We start from the raw sequence: 19,101 nt of genomic DNA, 5'->3' as shown, positions 1-19,101 counted from the left end.
TCAGCTCCTCAACAGCGGATTGAACAGTTCAACCTCGACCCACTCGCCGGCGGCGACAGCTCCCCGTTCGCGCTCCAGTACGATAAAGGCGTTAGCGGCGGCGAAGGAGCTGAAAACATGCGAACCTTGATGACCCGTGCTACGTACCGTTAACTCGCCTTGAGCATTACTGCTGACGATGCCGCGCTGAAAGTCGAGTCGCCCTGGCGCTTTCTTTAGATCGTTCAGGGTGCGCGCCCTCAGACGCGTAGGCGCTTGCCAATGGGTATGGCCGGCAAGGCGCGCCAGCAGTGGTTGCACCAATTGATAGAAGGTGACACAGGCAGAGACGGGATTACCCGGCAGCCCGCAGAACCAGGCCTGACGCAGGCGACCGAAAGCGAAGGGTTTGCCCGGTTTCATCGCCAGCCGCCAGAAGTTGATGCTACCGACCTCGTCGAGGATCTGCTTGGTAAAGTCTGCCTCACCGACAGAGACGCCGCCGCTGCTGATCACCAGATCGGCCTGTTGGTCGGCTTGCTGGAAGGCGGCGCGCAAGGCCTGAGGATCGTCTCGTACGATCCCCAGATCGATGATTTCGCACCCCATTTGCGCCAGCATGAGGCTGACGGCAAAGCGGTTAGTATCGTAGATTTGACCGGCGCTCAACGGGGTGCCGATCGGCTGGAGCTCATCACCAGTAGAAAACAGGGCGACGCGTAGCCGGCGCATCACCGGGACGCGGGCGATCCCGAGTGAGGCCAATAGCGGCAGCTCAGCACCACCCAGACGCACACCGCGATCCAACACCACGCTACCCTGACGGATATCCTCGCCCGGCAAACGAATATTTTGCCCTGCCTGCACGGGATGGGTGAAACGAACGCCCTGTGCGTCCACCTGCGCCTGTTCTTGCATGATCACTGCATCGCAACCTGCCGGCACGGCGGCACCGGTCATGATGCGAATGACGCTCTGCGCCGGCCATGTCCCCTGGAACGGCTGGCCGGCGAAGGCCTTACCGGCGATAGGCAGCGGCTGGGTGCTGCGCACTTCGGCCAGGCGTACGGCATAACCATCCATCGCCGAATTGGCGAAAGGCGGCACGTTGAGCGGTGAGACGATCGGCTGTGCGCTGATACGCCCGACGGCGTCGCTTAAGGCGACCTCTTCACTTTCGCTGATCGGTTGGGCGGCGCTTAGCAGTCGCTCCAGCGCCTGTTGCAGGGAAAGCAGATCCGGGGGGGTTGAACAATCCATCGTAATCTCCGAAGTGACCACCCGCGCGCACGCGAGTGATGAAAGAAGCGGTGCCGGCCATTATGGCAGATTATCGCCAGGGGGAGAATGCGACGGCGCGCGTTTGGCGCCGTGAGGCACAGGCGTGGCAATGTACAGGCTGATTTCTGCGATAGGCCGCATCAACCATCAGGCGTGGGGCGTCATCGGTAAAGCCCGTACGGTGCGGTCTGGTGGATAGGCATGAAAAAAGTAGGGAATTACTGACGCACCCTTGCGCACTAACCTGTGCGGCGCAGTACTGGATTAAGCGCCCGCACTCCACTACAGTGAGAGACAAATCACTGCCGTGATCTGTATCATATCCACGGCGGATATAAGGGGTACAGGGGAGAGAAGGAATGTCATCGCTGAGTAAAGAAGCTGCATTGGTACATGAGGCGTTAGTGGCGCGTGGCTTGGAGACGCCGCTGCGCGGTGAGCTGTTGGCTCGCGATACGCGCAAGACACAGATCGAGGCTCACATGACCGAGGTGATGAAGCTGTTGAATCTGGATCTATCGGATGACAGTCTGGCGGAGACGCCGCAGCGCATCGCCAAGATGTATGTGGATGAAATTTTTTCCGGGTTGGACTATGCCAACTTTCCCAAAATCACCATCATCGAGAACAAGATGCATGTAGATGAGATGGTGACGGTGCGTGATATTACACTGACCAGCACCTGCGAGCACCATTTCGTCACCATCGATGGCAAGGCCACAGTCGCCTATATCCCGAAGGATGGCGTGATAGGTCTGTCGAAGATCAACCGCATTGTGCGTTTCTTCGCGCAACGTCCACAGGTGCAGGAGCGGCTGACCCAACAGATCCTGGTGGCGTTGCAGACCTTGCTGGGTACCAAAAACGTCGCTGTTTCCATCGACGCCGTGCATTATTGCGTCAAGGCGCGCGGTGTGCGTGACGCGACCAGTGCCACCACCACCACCTCGCTTGGCGGCCTGTTTAAAACCAGTCAGAATACCCGCCAAGAGTTTTTGCGGGCGGTACGCCATCACGCCTAAATGCGGCTATACGCTGTACACACCGCAAACGCCGGCCATTCGCCGGCGTTTTTGTCTGTAACGAATGAGGAATCGCCATGAGCGACACCGTGAACGCCGCCGGGCGGGCGGCGGCCCCCCGTATCGCCACCCTCGATGCCTTACGTGGCTTGGCGTTGTTGGGGATCTTGCTGATGAACATTGTGGGTTTTGCTTTGCCGAAGGCGGCTTATCTCAATCCGGCCTATCAGGGAATACCCTCAGCCTGGGATCAGGGCGCCTGGTTGCTGAGCAGCTTGTGGGTACAAGGAAAATTCCTCGCCTTGTTCGCTCTGCTATTTGGTGCCGGTTTGGAGATGCTGCTGCCGCGTGGTGCCGCTTGGATCCAGACTCGATTAAGTTGGCTGGTGCTGTTTGGCCTACTGCATAGCCTCTTACTGTGGGATGGCGATATCCTGTTGGCTTATGGACTGATCGGTTTGCTGAGCTGGCGAATGATCCGCGACGCGGGGTCGGTGCGCACGCTCTTTAACAGTGGGGTGACGCTGTACGCCATTGGCTTAGGCATGCTGTTGTTGTTGGCGTTACAAGCCGGGAGTGAACCCCACGGCTTCTGGCAACTCAACGACGCCGAGATCCAGTACGAGACCTACTGGAAACTGAACGGCGGTTGGGCGGCCTGGCGTAACCGTAGTGAACTGCTGGCGAATAATCTGCTGGCGTTGGCGGTGCAATATGGCTGGCAGTTGGCGGGCCTGATGGCACTTGGTGCGGCATTGATGCGCAGCGGCTGGTTGAGGGGGCGCTTCTCCCTGACCCACTATCGTCGTGTCGGCCTGGGATTGCTGTTACTCGGCGTCGCGATTCAGGCTCCGGCTAGCCTGTTACAGTGGCATCTCCAATGGGCATACCGCTGGTGTGGCTACCTGTTACAACTGCCCGGTGAGCTGGCGGCCCCCTTGATGATGTTGGGGTATGTGGCGTTAATCTATGCCTACTGGCCACGCTTAGCGCGCTGGCGCGTGACGCGGGCATTGGAACGAGTAGGGCGCATGGCGTTAAGTAACTATCTACTCCAGACGCTAATCTGTACCACGCTATTCTATCGCGTAGGCTTATTTAATCAGGCTGGGCGCGCCGCGCTGTTGTGGTGGGTACCGGGCGTGTGGGGAGGCTGCTTTCTGTTCTCTTGGTTTTGGTTACGGCGCTTCCGCCAAGGTCCGCTGGAGTGGTTGTGGCGTCATTTGACGCGCCTCTGTGCGTGGGGGTAAGACGCCGTCGCGCGCTAGGGCTCGCGTCCAGGGGCGCGACGCCCGTCTAGGGTTAGGCTCGGATAGTCGAGGTATCAGGGCGTGTCATCGAGTATATTCTCAAAGCTGCAATTATCAATTTCACTATTGCGCTTGACCTATTCGTGCATCACTATTAAAAAAGATGGGTTTAGTTTCATCTATCCATAGGATCTATCTGACGATTTTAATTTTTTAATTAGTCGTTTCATTCATCGATATGATGGGATTCATTCGCTTGTCGGAATAATCATTCTGCCGTGCGTTGCTGCGTGTATCAAATTGATTTTAAAGACTAAAAATAATTTATTTTCGGGGTGAGATTACCCTTGTTGTTATTTTAATAAGAATAGTCCTATTTCTGGTCATTGGCAGGCGCGTGCGCTGCACCGATGCTGGGTACTTTCCGGGGCTCCCGTGCCTTGTGGATAGCGCCAGCGCAGCTGGTGTCCTGGTTGATGGCGTGCGATCTTGGGCGTGTAGGCGGCAGTAGACGTGGCAACAGCAGTAGAAATGGCGTGATGTCGCCAGATGTCATCGCAAGAAAATAGAAAATGCGCCAGGGAGAGACAAGATAAATCGGGATGATTACCGCGGCGGATGCGGCGTTATCCGTCTGAGTCGGTTTTTTGGGGTATCGGTCTAGGTGATGAAAAGAATCGCCCTCTCTGGGGGAAAATATGCGCTGCCTGGCTTGTTAAGCATGCTGTTGCTGCCATTGGCCGAGGGGCTTTCGCCTTTAGCGTCGGTGAATGGCGAGCCGTGCTACCTGCTCTATTTACCGCTAGCCCTGAATGCGGCGTTATTGCTGCTGTTTGCTCAGCGGGCATTACTGACGTTGGCGTTATCGTTACCGCTCTATTCCTGGTTGTTTTCCTCGCTTCCTGTGGGCGATATCCTGATTCAGAGTCTGGCTCTCTTGCTGCCGTTATGGGTATTCCTGGTGCTGAGTCAGCGTTGGCAAGGTGTGCGCTGGCGTTGCGATATTCACCGCATGTCTGCCCGAGGGATCGCGCTTCGTCTGCTGGGGCTCGGCTTGCTTTACCCCTTGCTCAGCGGCGCATTGATGCTGAGTGCCGGCGTCTTGCCTGCCTTGATGCCGGCAGAGCCGCTGCAACTGCCCACGATCTTGCTCTCTCTAGCGGGGATGGTGTTGAGCGGTCTGGTGCTGACGCCGGCTGGGTATATCCTGTTACGCGTGTTATTGAGTCAAGGTTACCGGCGCGCCTTCGTCGAGGAGTGTCGGCGTGCGCTGCATTTGCGCCACGGTCGACGCATTGTTCTGGTATTGCTGCTATCTTACCTGACGCTGATGGGGGCGCTTTGCTTACCGAGCGCGGTTCACGTCAACGTGAGCTACCTGACACCGTTGCTGTTTATTCTGTTTACCTTGGCGGCGTTTCATGTCAGCGATCGCCTGCTGTGGCTGCTCTGGGCATTGAGCATCATGTTGCTGTTGGCCAGCAGTCAGCATTTTATCTGGCATAGCAACCGTCACTATCAGTTGGCTTTTCTGTCTTCGTCCTTGATTGCCTTTAGTATTTCATTGCTTTTCACGCTGTTGGTGATCAAAAAGAATAGGCTGATGCGGCGTTTTCCGCTGCGTTTGCTGGGCAGTGATTTTCCTCCTGCGTTGCCTACGCTTTGCGCCTTGAATCGCCATCTACAACGGCGTCCGCGCGGTACGCTGTGTCTGTTACATCTTGGCAACCTGGAGATCCTCGGCCGTTGCCACGGTATGACGATGCGTACGCTGACTAAGAATCAACTGGCGACCTTGTTGGCACCGTCGCTGTTGCCGGGGGAGCGGGTTTATCAATTGCAGGGGGCGGAACTGTTGGTTTATCTGCAACCCGGTGCCGAGTGGGCACGCATCGATGCGTTGCACGCCTTGCTGTTGCATCAGCCGCTACACTGGCAACGGCAACCTGTAGCGATCCAGTATGGCGTGGCCTATGCTGCCTTCGATGCTCACCGCCACGCGCTGAACGCGCGTATCGGACAGTTGAGCTACCTGGCCGAGCGCTCTTGCCAGGAGCACCGTATTATGCCGCTGCTTGGCTTGGAGAATGAGGTGAGCTTGGCCGTGAACGAGCAAGTTTTCTGGTTGCAAAAGATCACTCGCGCGCTACAGGAGAATACCCTGCTACTGTATGCCCAGCCGATCGTGCATCGTGGCGGCAAATGTTATTATGAGATCCTGACCCGCTTGCAGGACGGCGGGCAATTGATCTTGCCGGGGAAATTCATTCCTTTCATCACCGCCTTCAATCTGTGTGCGCAATTCGATCTGCTGATCATCGAGAATGTCCTGCGCCATATTTGCCGTGCCAAGCTAGACAGTACCTCGACCTGTTTTTCGGTGAATCTGATGCCGTCGACCCTGATGCAACATGGCGTAGCGGCACAGATCATCGCGCTCTTCGAGCGCTATCAAGTACGGCCAGAGGCGGTGATCTTCGAGATCACCGAGCAGCAATATCTACTGGATGAGAATCGGGAGTCGGAGACGGTGCGCGCTTTGCGGGCCTATAACTTCAAGATCGCCATCGATGACTTCGGTACCGGGCTGTCCAACTATCAGCGCTTGAAGCATCTGCATGCGGACGTGGTGAAGATCGACGGCATGTTTGTCAAAGATATCGTCAGTAACTCGCTGGATCGGCTGATCATCAAATCGATCTGTGATATTGCGCGGGAGAAACAGCTACAGGTCGTGGCTGAGTATGTGGAGTCGCGCGAGCAGATGGAGGTGCTATGCAGCCTGGGGGTTCAATACCTACAGGGATTCCTGTTGGGTAAGCCGCGTCCGCTGGCGAGTTAGCGTGTGGCGCCCGGCGTAGCGCCGGGCAGTATTGTTACATGCCGGGGTGAGCTTAAGGCGACGGAGAGCGCTGGACTTGCGGTTTTCCCTTCTCCTTCTCCTTCTCTTTGTCCCGTTTCGCCCGTTCATCGGCGCGTTCCCGCCGCTCCAAGGCTTGCAGCTGCGCGGGTAATACCGCCGGGTAGCTCTGCGCATCGGCCGCGACTTTATGCACCGCCGGGATCGGGATCTGCGGACCGAGGAAACGCGGTTGACGTTGTAGCAGATAGAGGTCGGTCAGTGCCCCGATACGGGCTCCGATCTCGCGTAGACGCACCAGGAGTATGTCTTTAGGGGAGGGAACCGCCAGGCACTGGGCCTGAATACCGAGATGTCTGGCGATAAACAGCGCCCGCTCGCAATGAAAACGCTGGGTGATGATGGTGAAGTCATTCGTATCGAAGACTCGGCGAGTGCGTACGATAGAGTCCAGGGTACGGAAACCGGCGTAATCCAGCACGATATCACCGCTTGGCACGCCGGCGGCGATCAGATCGCGTCGCATGGTGACCGGCTCGTTGTAGCTCTGTAGGGCGTTGTCGCCGCTGAGCAATAGGTAACTGACCTTACCACTGTTATAGGCGTTTAGCGCACCCTGAATACGGTAGCGGTAGTACTGGTTGATGACACCGGGGGCGACATACTTGGCGGTACCGAGCACGACGCCGACCTCGCGGCGCGGCAGATCCTGCACATCGTCATAGATATAGGGGGCGGTAACCCAACTGATCCAGCGGTCAAGCGCCAACGCCGCCAGCAGCAGTATGATGCCGACGCCGACCAGACCATATATCCATCGCTTCCACCTCATGGCGTGCTTCCTGTAGTTCTCACTTTTTCGAGGCTACTGTACACCTTGGCAGGACGCAAGCCATATGGCGCGCCCGGTGGGCGGATGACGCTTATTTGCTCAGCAAGCTGCCGCCGGACCAGTACGGCCCGGCGTTGGACGGTGACACTAGAAGGAAGTGCGTTTGTAGCTACGGTACTGCGGTAGCCAGAAGTTTTGCTCGATGGCCTGGAGCAGCGCCTCATCGGAGGTGAGTACGGCGACGCCGTGTAACTGAGCCGCTTTGGCTACCTGGAAGGCGATGTCGCGCGAAACCTGCTGGATATCCTTGAGATCCGGTAACAGCGCCCCCTGGCCGTCGCGCACCAGTGGCGAGCTGTCCGCCAGAGCCCGGCTCGCCGCCATCAACATGCCATCGGTCACGCGCTGCGCTCCACTGGCCAAGACGCCCAGGCCGATACCGGGGAAGATATAGGCGTTGTTGCATTGGGCGATAGGATAGTGCTGTCCCTGGTAATTGACCGGCTCGAAGGGGCTACCGGTGGCGACCAGTGCGGCACCATCGGTCCAGGTAATAATATCTTCGGGACGCGCCTCAACACGTGATGTCGGGTTAGAGAGCGGCATGATGATCGGGCGTGCGCAGTGGCGGTGCATTTCGCGAATGATCGCTTCGCTGAAGAGCCCCGGCTGGCCGGAGACGCCGATCAATACCGTTGGATGAGCATTGCGCACCACATCCAGCAGGGAGATGCTCTCGTTTTCCGTCTGCCATGTCGCTAGGGTCTGCTGTTTCTGCACCAGGCGACTCTGGAAGTCGAGCAGGTTCGGCAGACGATCGGTCAACAGTCCGAAGCGATCGATCATGAAGATGCGCGCCCGCGCTTCTTCATCGCTTAACCCCTCCGCCACCATCTGGGCGATGATCTGCTCGGCGATGCCGCACCCGGCGGAGCCGGCACCGAGGAAGGTGATGGTCTGATCGCGCAGACGGCTGCCCGCGGCGTGGCTGGCGGCGATCAGACTGCCGAGGGTCACGGCGGCGGTACCTTGGATATCATCATTAAAGCAACACAGTTGGTCGCGGTAGCGGCTGAGCAGCGGCATGGCATTCTTCTGCGCGAAGTCCTCAAATTGGAGGAGAACGTCTGGCCAACGGCGTTTGACCGCTTGAATAAACGCCTCGACAAACGCGTTGTACTCATCGCCGGTGATGCGTGGGTGGCGCCAGCCCATATACAGCGGATCGTTAAGACGCTGGGGGTTGTTGGTTCCGACATCCAGCACTACGGGCAGTGTATAGGCCGGGCTGATGCCGCCACAGGCGGTATACAGCGACAGTTTACCGATGGGGATCCCCATGCCGCCGATCCCCTGGTCGCCCAAGCCGAGAATGCGCTCGCCATCGGTAACGACGATCACCTTGACGTTTTGTTTGGTGGCATTTTGCAGCATGTCATCGATGCGATCGCGGTTCGGGTAGGCGATAAACAGCCCGCGTGCGCGGCGATAGATATCGGAGAAGTGTTCGCAGGCTTCGCCCACCGTTGGCGTGTAGATGATAGGCATCATCTCGCTGAGGTGTGCCCGCAGCAGACGATAGAAGAGGGTTTCGTTGGTGTCTTGGATGTTGCGTAGATAGATGTGTTTGGCGGTGTCGCTTTGGATATCACAGAATTGGCGATAGGCGCGCGCTACCTGCTCCTCGATGGTTTCGATGGCCTCGGGCAGTAGGCCGTTTAAGTTAAAGTTGTTACGTTCTTCTTCGCTAAAGGCGCTGCCCTTATTCAACAAGGGAAACTCAAGCAGGATGGGGCCAGCATAGGGGATATACAGCGGACGTTTACTCTCGTGTTCCAGATCCATAAGTACGCTCTTATGTTAACGGGATTGAATGCTACCGTCTCGATCCTAAAAGAGAGTTAATCACTGTTCAATGTTTGTTATCAAAAGTATTCATAAATTATATGTTTTGTAACAATCGGGTTGGCGAGCAGATAGCCGAGCGTGGATGAACGGCATCCCCATTCAGGGCGATGCCGTGATCGCGATTAGATCGCCTGGTAGCTCAGGCGATCACATCCCAATGCCTGTAGCGTGGCGCGAGTGGCTGCCAGTTGTGAGAGTACGTGGCTTTGGCTTTCAACCAGGGCGGCGCGTTGGATAGCCGAACAGGGCTCACCGGCCATATTCAACAGGATCAATGCCGCCTGTAAGGGGGGCAGACTCGGGTTAAAGGCCGCATTCTCCGCATAGCGCCCGCTATAGACGGCGCGCGCTGTCTCAAGCGCGACGCCGCTGTAGGCTTGGCTATAGGGCGCATGGCTGGCGTTTGCCGCCGCCAAGGCCACGCTCACCAGGGCGTCATCGTCGCCGCTGGCGAGTGTCAGACCGTGATGGATCTGATCGAGCAGCAACGTCTTGATCTGCAAGTCGCGTGGGCCAAAAGCGTCCGGCAGATAATCGCCCAGGGTGGCGGCTTGACGTCCCGGGAGGTGGATCGGCAACTGTGTGCCGCTGTTCAGTTCATTCATAAACTGACGGCAATGGCCGCATGGAGTGCAGTTAACGGTGATTGAGGCCAGCGCGCGTTCACCGCGCAACCAAGCGTGGGTGATGGCGCACTGTTCGGCGTGGATGGTTTGCTGCATCGGGACGCCGGCGAACTCCATATTGGCACCGAAGTAGAGGTTACCGCTGGCCCCGTGGACGATGGCACCCACCTGAAAATGGGAGATCGGCGTCAGGGCACAGGCCGCCGACAAGGGCAACAGCGCAAAACTCAACGCCTGACGATCCAACTGGCAGGCATGGCAAATGGCATCCACCTGAGCGGCGGTGATCATGGCGGCGAAATCGTCTGACGCCATAATGGGGGTGAGTGCCGCTTGGAGTTCGCCAGGCAACTGGCTAAATGCAGCGGCAAAGCGTGCGTGCATGGGAAGGCCTCTTGTGAGTTACGGGAGGCTATTGTAGGTAAGCATTAGAGTTATATTTGTGATAATTATCACTTTTTGAGTGTAATCTTTGTAATTCAAATGGTGAATGAGCGAGTTGTTTCACTATTTTGCTTTGATTTGAGCCGCGTAATCACACGGCGTGCCCCATTTGGGGCACGCCACTGTGAAAATTCTATCAGAAGATCCGTAGTAGGAGCGGGAAGAGAAACGGTGCCAACAGCGAGGTGATGATGCCGCAGATCACCAACGCCAGGGAGCTGAAGGCCCCCTCTTGGTAATCGACTTCGGCACAGCGCGCGGTCCCCAAGGCGTGGGAGGCGGTCCCCATCGCGAGGCCGCGTGATGCCTTGGTGCGGATCTTCATGGCGTTTAGCAGAGTATGGCCGAACACGGCCCCCAAGATCCCAACGAAGATGACACAGACGGCGCTGATGGCCGGAATACCGTGGATCGATTGGGAGACCGCCATGGCGATCGGCGTCGTGACCGATTTCGGTAGCACCGAGGCGGCGATTTCCGGTGTCGCCCCTAACCACAGCGCGATGGCGGTTCCGGTGGTCATTGCTGTGGCGCTGCCGATGAAACAGATGGTGATGATGGACTTCCAGCGCGCCCGGATCTGGTGCAACTGCTCATACAGCGGGAAGGCGAGCGCCACCACGGCCGGTTGCAGCAGGCTGTTCAGCACGCTACTGCCGGCGAAGTAATTGTGATACGGAATATGTAGCAGCAACAGCACGGGGATGATCACCGCCATAGAAACCAACAGCGGGTTGAGCAACGGCATATTCAGGCGTTGAGCTAGGCGACGGGCGCCGAAGAAGACCGCCAGCGTTAACGGCAACGACCACCAGATATTGATCATTGTTTACTCTCCTGCGGGCGGATGACGGGTTGCTTGCCATCGTTAGGACGCTCGCGATGTACCAGATGAGAACAGTAGGCCACGACCACCATGATGATCAGGGTGCTGACCACACAGGAGACGACGATAGGGCCGAACTGACGGCATAACACGTTGTAGTACTGCATCACCCCGACACCGATCGGTACGAACAGCAGTGCCATATAGCGAATAAATAGGCTACAGCCAGGTTTAACCCACTTGGCGGGCATGATCTGTGAGGCCAGCAAGGCGAAGAGGATCAACATGCCGATGATGCTACCAGGAATGGTGATCGGCAGCAGAGTGGACAGAGCATTACCGGCAAACAAACACAGGTAGATCAATACAAAGGCGCGTGCGTATTGCCAGCAAACAGAAAGCGGTTTTGACATCGTAGTGTACCTAAAAACGAAAACGCAATTATCATACAATTAATGGGTAAAATGTGCTACTGATCACACCATGAATTCGCTCTATGGTAGCCATGCCAATTTGGCAGGGTAGGCGGATGGGGGCGAGAGAAGGCCCGCGCGTCGGGGCGGGCCGCAGAGGATTAACGCTTATGATGACCGACGGGTAGGCGAGTCCCCGCTTTCGCTGGCGAAGCGGCGGGAGCGGTGGACGGATCAGGACGGCGCATGATGATAAAGATCTCGTAGATGCAGAACGCCAAACCTAGCCAAATCAGGGAGAAACTAACCATCTTCGCCACGTTGATCGGCTCGCCGAAGAGCAGCACCGCCAACAGAAATTGGAGTGAGGGTTCGACATACTGGGCCAGCCCGACTACCGTCAGCGAGGTACGCTTAATCGCGGCAGCGAACAGCAGTAGCGGGGCATAGGTGACTGGCGCGGTCAGGATATAGAGTAGGTAGTGCGTCGAGCTGATGCCTGTCAGGCCGCTCTCTCCATTCAGTTGCAGCCAGAAGGTGATGCCGATCGCCAGCGGTAGCATCCACAGGGTCTCCAGCGTCAACGAGGTCATAATATCGTAGCGAATATACTTACGCACCAGACCGTAAAAGGCGAAGGTGATGCCCATCACCAGCGCCAGTACCGGCACCCGTCCCAACAGGATGATTTGATAACCGAGACCGATGACCGCCAGCAGCACGGCGAGGCGTTGGAAAGGGGTCAGACGATCGTGCAGAAAGATCACCCCCAGCGCGATGGCGAACAGCGGGTTAGTGAAGTAGCCCAAGCTGGCATCCAGCACCAGGTGATGGGTGAGGGCATAGATGAAGGTGGTCCAGGAGATGCTCATGATGGCGCCGCCGAGGAGACAGCAGTAGAGAGAGCGCTTATCTTGCCAAACGGCGCGCCAGGCGGTGCGCTGTTTGAACAGCAGGCGTAGCAACAGCAGCAAGGGAACCGACCAGAACAGGCGTTGGGCGAGCAGCTCGAACGCATTGGCTTCGTTCAGCAGTTTGTAATACAGCGGTGTGATTCCCCACAGAATAAATGACAGCACCGCCAGTAGCGGTCCATTAGTCAGCCACATAGACTCTCGCCTTGATGAAGGCCTCATGCCGAGGCACCGTTGTCGTCCACGCCAGCGTCGCTGGCGTGGGAGAAGACGCGCATTGGCCGGGGAGGGCGGGATTGACGATGATGGTGGGGAACATGCCCCGCTGTAACCTGCCGCATCCTTTTGGCTTAAGTATATTATCCAACTAATTCACGGGCATAATCAAATAGCGCGCGTAATAGTGTTAGGCGCTGAGGCTGATCTTCGTAACGGTTGTACAACATCTCCAGCGTTTGGAGATAATCTTGGACGCGCTCTGGCGTGAGCATCGCCCGGCGATGTTGTTGCCAGCGTTGCATCTCGGCGTCGTCCAGTGTGGTCGGATAATTACGGGCGCGGTAGCGGAACAGTAATGGCGTGATGCGCTCATCGTTGAAGCGCAGATCCAAGGCGGGGAGATTCTGCGGTAAGGTCGCGCGGATGATCTGCATCGCTTGGCGATCGGCGTCGCTAAAGAAACCGTCGTACAGTTGGCTATCCACATCACTGGCGCGCGGAAAGGGCGGCGCATCGGCAAACAGGGAGACCACCTTATCGCGTACCGCATGATGGCCGCGCAGTAGGGTCAGGTTATCCAGGCAGCGTTGGCGATCGATGCCTAAGCGCTCGGCATTTTCCGCCAGCAGTGTCTTTTCGGGAGCCAACACTGGGCATTTGTTGATGTGCACCAGCTTGATGGGCACCGGCGGGGTGTCGCCCAACGCACTGCGTGGCGTGTACAGTCGCTCGCGTAGGGCTGCGCTATCCAAGGTCAACAGCGGCGTGATGTCGCCCGCCAGATCGCAGACGATCACCGCATTCTTGTTGTCGGGATGCCAGGCTAGCGGCGCCACCAGGCTGGTATTGCCGCGCAGCGCACCAAACATGCCGGAGACATGCACCAGCGGCGTCATCGCGGCGATATCGATCAGTTGCGCCACCCGATTTTTATTGCGCAGTTGGAACAGGTAATCAAACAGCCGTGGCTGCGCCTGCTTGGCGCGCTTGGCCATCTCGATGGTGGCGTAGACGTCGGCCATCGCGTCGTGGGCGTTGCTGTGCTCGATACCGTTGGCCTGAGAGAGATGTTCCAGTTTGAAGCTCGGCAGGCCTTGTTCATTTTCCGGCCAGACGATCCCCTGTGGCCGCAGGGCGTAGCAGCTCCGCAGAACATCCAGCAGATCCCAGCGCGAATTACCATTTTGCCAGCTGTAGGCGTAAGGATCGAAGAAGTTACGATAGAACAGGTTACGGCTGACCTCGTCGTCAAAACGAATATTGTTATAGCCAACGACACAGGTGCCCGGCACGCTAAATAGCTGGTGGATGCGTTCGGCAAACTCCGCTTCACAGATCCCCTGAGCCAGCGCCGTCTGTGGGGTGATCCCGGTGATCATCACCGCCTCGGGTTGGGGAAGGTAGTCATCGGCCGGACGGCAGTAAAACACCTGGGGTTCTTCGATGATGTTGAAGTCGGCATCGGTACGCACCCCGGCGAATTGGGCGGGGCGATCCAACGCCGGATGCTGACCGAAGGTCTCATAATCGTGGAACAAGAAAGAGGGCGCAGCCTGGCTCAAAATAGGATCTCTATAGCAAAAAAATATAGCCTAGTGTAACCGTGCCGCAGGGGAAACCCAATCCTGGAATGAGGTCACTGTGAGGCTGTCCGGGAGAAATAATGAGCAGACTGGGCATTTATTTATGACGTTAATATCCGTTACACTGAATGCTCATCTCGGTTGAGAGTGTGATCCAAGGTCGTTTCTGTGCGTTTAAATAAAAGTATCACCCCGTTTGACTCCTTCATCTATGGGCACTATCGCGCTGTACACGGTGTGCGTATGGCGATCTCTTTCGTATTAACCTTTCTGTTGATCCGCTTGTTAACCGTGCCCGAGGGAGCTTGGGCGTTAATCACCATGGTGGTGGTGATCGGGCCGATCTCTTTTTGGGGTAACGTGACCGTACGGGCGTTGCAGCGTTGTCTGGGGACGGTCTTTGGCGCGGCATCGGGATTGATCGCGCTCTATCTGGAACTTTATTCGATGAGCCTGATGCTGGCTTGGTGTGCCGTCGTCATGTTCGTCTGTGGTGTCGCCGCATTGGGTAAACGCCCCTATATGGGATTGCTGATCGGCATCACCTTGGGCGTGGTCTGTGCCGCGGGCCCCGGCGATATCGATACGGCATTGCTGCGTAGCGCCAACGTGATCATCGGCTCGCTGTTGGCGTTGTTATTCGCCAGCATCTATCCGCAGCGTGCCTTTACCCACTGGCGTCTCAAGATGAGTCATGGCCTGAACTGCATGAGCAATATTTATAGCGCTTATGTGTCACCCAACATGGTCGAGCGGCCGCAGCTTACGGATCGCCAACAGCGCATTCTTTCTGATCTCGGTACGGTGCGTGGCTTACTGGCGCCCAGCGCCCGCGAGACTAAGGTGGATAAGGCGGTGTTCGATGCTATACAAGTGATCACCCGTAATCTGGTCGCCACCTTGGAGATGATGACCGACGCTTACTGGGCTAGTCGGGAGAGTCATTTCATCATGCTGAATGCGACTCGTCTGCGTACGTTCCAGAAGTTGACCATTAGCGCACTGAATGGCTTGTCGGCAATGTTGCTCAGTGGTCGAGTCGAGGAGTTGGAGCGTCTGCCGGAGATGGTGCCGATGGCGGCCGAGTTGAAGGCGTTGATCGAAGAGGCGCAAGCACGTTGCGACGAGGAGGCGCCGATCTACGGTTATCTGTGGCTGAATATGCAGTTGGCGACGCAGCTGGATGAGTTGCGCGATCTGCTGGCGAGCGTGCTACGTCGTTAGGGTGGCGCCATCTTCCGTGTACCGGTGTCTGGGCGGCTGATTTTATCCGCCCGCTGTGCGACAATAGCGGCTTATCTTCCCGCAGCGAGCATCAATGGCACTTTCCAGCGCACTCAAGACGCAAATTTCCCAGTGGTATAAGTCCCTGGCGCAGCAGATTCCCAATTTTGTGACGCGACCGCAGCAACGGCAAATGATTGCCGAGGTGGCGCGTGCCCTCAGCGGGGATGCGGGGCGTCATTTGGTGATCGAGGCGCCGACGGGAGTTGGTAAGACGCTGTCCTATCTCTTACCTGGTATCGCCATCAGCCGAGAGCAACAAAAGCCTCTGGTGGTCAGCACCGCGAACGTGGCGCTGCAAGATCAGATCTATAGCCAGGATCTACCGTTGCTGCGCCGTCTCATCCCTGACTTGACCTTCACCGCCGCCTTTGGCCGCCGGCGTTATGTCTGCCCGCGTAATCTGGCGGCGTTGGCGCAGACTCAGGGAGAGCAGGGGGAGCTGTTGCTTTTCATCGATGACACCATGCCGCCGAGCAGCGAGGCCGAGCGCGAGCAGTGCCGCCAGTTACAGCAGGCATGGGCGCGTCGCCGGTGGGATGGCTTGCGCGATCATCTCCAGGAGAATGTGGCAGAGGGATTGTGGGCGAGGCTAAGTACCGATCGGGCCAGTTGTCTCAATCGTAGCTGTGCTTATTTTCGTGATTGTCCCTTCTTTCTAGCGCGGCGTGAGATCGAAAGTGCCGATGTGGTGGTCGCGAATCATGCCTTGGTGATGGCGGCGTTAGAGAGTGAGTCGGTGTTGCCGCCGCCGAAGGATTTGCTACTGGTGTTGGATGAAGGGCATCATCTGCCGGATGTGGCGCGTGATGCCTGGGAGATGGAGGGCGAGATCAGCGCCCTGTTTGTCCAAGGGCAGATCGAGATGATCGTGCGCCATATTGAACAGTGTCACACACAGTATCAACCGAAGAATCCCCCGCGTTTGCTAAACAGCACGCGCCTGCAAGAGCATTGCACCGAGTTACGCCAACTGAATGCTGACTTCGACCGTGCCGCGCAGGCGTTGTTAGGCGACGAGACGCAGTACCGTTTCGTTCTGGGCCAACTGCCGGAGGCGCTGGCAAGCTTGGCACAGCGCCTGTATAAGTTGTGTGATGGTTTGCGCGGTCTGTGCGAGTTTATGATGAATGACTTGCAGGAGAAGAGTGGGACGCACGACGCAGTGCGAGTACAGCGTGCGTTATTGCAGATGAGCCGCGCCTTTGGTTACCTGGAAGGGTTAACCAAATTGTGGCGCTTGGCGGCGCTGGAACAGGCCTCCAATGCACCGATCTCCAAATGGCTGACACAGGAGGTGACGGAAGGGGTGCACCACCGCCAGCTACACTGTGTCGGGATCCGGGTATGTGATCAGCTGGATCGTCTGTTATGGCGCCGCATTCCTCATGCGGTGGTGACCTCGGCGACCCTACGCTCGCTGAACCGGTTCGATCGTCTCAGTGAACTCTCTGGCCTCAACGCCGAGGCCGGTGATCGTTTCGTGGTGCTGGACTCCCCTTTCGATCATGTCCACCAAGGGCGACTGGTGATCCCACAACTGACACTGGAGCCCTCGTTAGCCAACGAGGGCGAGCACCTGCGCCAGATGGCACACTATTTTCGTCATGCCTGGCAGCAAGGGGCGCATCGTGGCATGTTAGTGCTGTTTGCCAGCCAGCGGGCGATGCAGACTTTCATCGGTTTTTTACCGGATTTGCGTCTCGGTCTGTTGGTCCAGGGTGAGCGGCCACGTTATCGCCTGGTCGAAGAGCATTGCCGACGGGTGCGAGCCGGAACGCAGAGCGCATTGGTGGGGCTGCAATCCTTTGCCGAGGGGTTGGATCTCAAGGGCGAATTGTTGACTCAGGTTCATATCCATAAGGTGGCGTTTCCGCCGGTGGACAGTCCGGTGATCGTGACGGAGGGGGAATGGTTGCAAGCGCGTAAGCGCTATCCGTTCGAGGTCCAGAGTCTACCCGGCGCCTCCTTTACCCTGATCCAACAGGTGGGACGCCTGATCCGCAGCCATGGTTGCCATGGCGAAATCGTTATTTATGATCGACGTCTGCTGAGTAAGCGCTATGGCAGCCGCCTCTTAGCGGCCTTGCCGGTATTCCCGATCGTACAGCCCGCGTTACCGGCGGGGGCGTTGCCTGCCTGGCCACAGTCAGCGGCAGCGCGACGCGCAACACCGCGTTTATCGTCTCGCCGTCATCGCTAGCGGGTTGATAATTATATAATTTCTAAACAGTTAATCGTAATACAATAGTTATTGCCCAGGCTGAGAATATTCTGTATCCTAGCGATTGAATATCATTTTAATTAATTAATAAATCACTATTATTACCGGTACGCAATGATGTGTAACACATTTGTGTTATCGTTAGTTAGTTTAGGTACGGCGTATCGGTAAACCATAGTTTTATTATTGGGTTTACTATTTGTCACGATTTCATCTCGGGAGGTCTCCCAGCGTGGGGGAGAAACGTGTTGCCTCATAAAGCTCATCAATCGAATCAACTGACGACCTCTAGCAGGGTGCTGTCACCGACACCCTTATCACCAGCGGACGAGATCGATTTGTTAGATCTATTGTTGGTACTGTTCAAGGCCAAGTGGGTGATCATCGGGGCGGTATTCGCCTGTGCGCTGTTGGGGCTGGTGGCCAACACGCTATTGCCACAGAAGTGGACCAGTAATGCTGAGTTGGTGCCAGCGCAGGCGCGGGAGCTCTCCACGATGCATAAGGCGCTCAACCAATTGGCGCTGTTGGATATTCATGTGGATGCCTCCCCCGCGTGGTTGATCGCGCATTTTATACAGACGTATGACTCGCAGATCGTGCGGCGCGAGTTTATCGCCCAGTCGGATTACTATCGCCAATTGACGGCGCAGATGCGCGATGCGCAAGAGAAGGCGCGGGTTCTGAGCGCCTTGGCCGAGCAGGCGTTTAGCCTGAGTACGCCCAAGGATAAGGGGATGGAGGATAAAGCCTTCGCTTATTATCGTCTGGGCGTCACGGCGCGCAGCGCGCAGGAGGCGCATGCCTTGCTGCAAGGTTACATCGACTTCGTCGCCAGACGGGTCGAGGATGACTTACGCTACCGCATTCAGGATCAGGTGGATCAGATCCTGACCCAGAAGAAGGCACAGTACCAGTTGAATCTCGAGCGTTGGAAGAATCAGCAGCAGGTGAATATTCGCCGACTGAATTATTCGCTGGCCTTGGCGCAGGCTGCGGGTATCAATAAGCCGATGTACGGCAATGGGGCGACCTTTAAAGATGATGGCGACTTCCCCATTGCGCTTGGAGTGAATGCGTTGCGCCAGAAGCTGGATATCGAGCGTGCGCAGACCGATCCGAGCGACCTGAGCGCTGATCTGAAGAATGCCCAGTTGTATATCGAGCGTCTCAGCCAGGTGCAAGTGGCCGACTTGCAAATCCAGCCGTTCAAGTATCTGATGCTGCCTAGCATGCCGTTGCAGAAAGCGTCGCCGAAGGGGACATTGATCGTGCTGCTGGCGGCGATCGCCGGACTCCTGCTGTCCAGTGCGCTGGTACTGATGCGTCATGCCTTGGCCAGTCGACATGCGTGCTCCGGCGCGTCGGCCGAGGGCAAGTAACCTTCTCCCCGCTGGTCTGCGCGTGCGGCCAGATACCTCTTGTCTGCCCCAAAC

At 57.1% G+C, this 19,101-nt stretch carries 14 protein-coding genes; 6 read left to right on the top strand and 8 right to left on the bottom strand.

Features of this window, described 5'->3' with window-relative positions; all coding sequences use genetic code 11:
* Positions 1-1,239 carry a molybdopterin molybdotransferase MoeA gene (moeA, locus tag EHO01S_RS04860; protein ID WP_024522903.1) on the bottom strand — a complete coding sequence of 413 codons (1,239 nt, stop codon included), beginning with the start codon at positions 1,237-1,239 and terminating at the stop codon, positions 1-3.
* 380 nt (positions 1,240-1,619) lie between these two features.
* Here moeA and folE point away from each other — a divergent pair, with 380 nt between their 5' ends.
* The 3 genes from folE to EHO01S_RS04845 all read left to right on the top strand — a co-directional run bounded on the left by folE (position 1,620) and on the right by EHO01S_RS04845 (position 6,374).
* Entirely contained in the window at positions 1,620-2,282 is a 663-nt protein-coding gene (folE, locus tag EHO01S_RS04855) for a GTP cyclohydrolase I FolE (RefSeq protein ID WP_024522902.1), read from the top strand.
* A 77-nt stretch (positions 2,283-2,359) separates the two neighbouring features.
* Positions 2,360-3,532 (top strand): DUF418 domain-containing protein YeiB, encoded by a 1,173-nt coding sequence (gene yeiB / locus EHO01S_RS04850; RefSeq protein ID WP_024522901.1) that lies wholly within the window; start codon positions 2,360-2,362, stop codon positions 3,530-3,532.
* 667 nt (positions 3,533-4,199) lie between these two features.
* Positions 4,200-6,374, top strand: a complete 2,175-nt coding sequence (locus tag EHO01S_RS04845) for an EAL domain-containing protein (RefSeq protein WP_024522900.1) — start codon at positions 4,200-4,202, stop codon at positions 6,372-6,374.
* 52 nt (positions 6,375-6,426) lie between these two features.
* On the opposite strand, the gene sanA is transcribed toward EHO01S_RS04845, so the two are convergent.
* From sanA to sbcB, 7 genes are all read right to left on the bottom strand, one after another.
* Positions 6,427-7,224 (bottom strand): outer membrane permeability protein SanA, encoded by a 798-nt coding sequence (sanA, locus tag EHO01S_RS04840; protein ID WP_024522899.1) that lies wholly within the window; start codon positions 7,222-7,224, stop codon positions 6,427-6,429.
* Between the two features lie 147 nt (positions 7,225-7,371).
* Complete coding sequence (locus tag EHO01S_RS04835; protein WP_024522898.1) at positions 7,372-9,069, bottom strand: NAD-dependent malic enzyme; 1,698 nt, start codon at positions 9,067-9,069, stop codon at positions 7,372-7,374.
* A 185-nt stretch (positions 9,070-9,254) separates the two neighbouring features.
* Complete coding sequence (gene cdd, locus EHO01S_RS04830; RefSeq protein WP_024522897.1) at positions 9,255-10,142, bottom strand: cytidine deaminase; 888 nt, start codon at positions 10,140-10,142, stop codon at positions 9,255-9,257.
* Positions 10,143-10,338: 196 nt separating this feature from the next.
* Complete coding sequence (locus EHO01S_RS04825) at positions 10,339-11,028, bottom strand: CidB/LrgB family autolysis modulator (RefSeq protein WP_024522896.1); 690 nt, start codon at positions 11,026-11,028, stop codon at positions 10,339-10,341.
* A complete protein-coding gene (locus tag EHO01S_RS04820) occupies positions 11,025-11,441 on the bottom strand; it encodes a CidA/LrgA family protein (protein WP_024522895.1) in 417 nt (138 codons plus the stop codon). The genes EHO01S_RS04825 and EHO01S_RS04820 overlap by 4 nt, the downstream gene beginning before the upstream one ends.
* 161 nt (positions 11,442-11,602) lie before the next feature.
* Positions 11,603-12,550 (bottom strand): EamA family transporter RarD, encoded by a 948-nt coding sequence (gene rarD, locus EHO01S_RS04815; RefSeq protein ID WP_024522894.1) that lies wholly within the window; start codon positions 12,548-12,550, stop codon positions 11,603-11,605.
* A 164-nt stretch (positions 12,551-12,714) separates the two neighbouring features.
* Positions 12,715-14,136 (bottom strand): exodeoxyribonuclease I, encoded by a 1,422-nt coding sequence (gene sbcB, locus EHO01S_RS04810; RefSeq protein WP_035370227.1) that lies wholly within the window; start codon positions 14,134-14,136, stop codon positions 12,715-12,717.
* 189 nt (positions 14,137-14,325) lie between these two features.
* On the opposite strand from sbcB, the gene EHO01S_RS04805 reads away from it, so the two are divergent.
* The 3 genes from EHO01S_RS04805 to wzz(fepE) all read left to right on the top strand — a co-directional run bounded on the left by EHO01S_RS04805 (position 14,326) and on the right by wzz(fepE) (position 19,047).
* Complete coding sequence (locus EHO01S_RS04805; protein WP_024522892.1) at positions 14,326-15,381, top strand: FUSC family protein; 1,056 nt, start codon at positions 14,326-14,328, stop codon at positions 15,379-15,381.
* A 94-nt stretch (positions 15,382-15,475) separates the two neighbouring features.
* A complete protein-coding gene (dinG, locus tag EHO01S_RS04800) occupies positions 15,476-17,644 on the top strand; it encodes an ATP-dependent DNA helicase DinG (protein ID WP_024522891.1) in 2,169 nt (722 codons plus the stop codon).
* Positions 17,645-17,913: 269 nt separating this feature from the next.
* Complete coding sequence (gene wzz(fepE), locus EHO01S_RS04795; protein WP_024522890.1) at positions 17,914-19,047, top strand: LPS O-antigen length regulator Wzz(fepE); 1,134 nt, start codon at positions 17,914-17,916, stop codon at positions 19,045-19,047.
* The last annotated feature ends 54 nt before the right edge of the window (positions 19,048-19,101 follow it).

The organism is Edwardsiella hoshinae NBRC 105699 = ATCC 33379 (genome assembly GCF_000474215.1).
In the GTDB taxonomy this organism is placed as follows: domain Bacteria; phylum Pseudomonadota; class Gammaproteobacteria; order Enterobacterales; family Enterobacteriaceae; genus Edwardsiella; species Edwardsiella hoshinae.
Note: the sequence above shows the minus strand (reverse complement) of the source record. Positions and strands in the feature narration are given on the sequence as shown.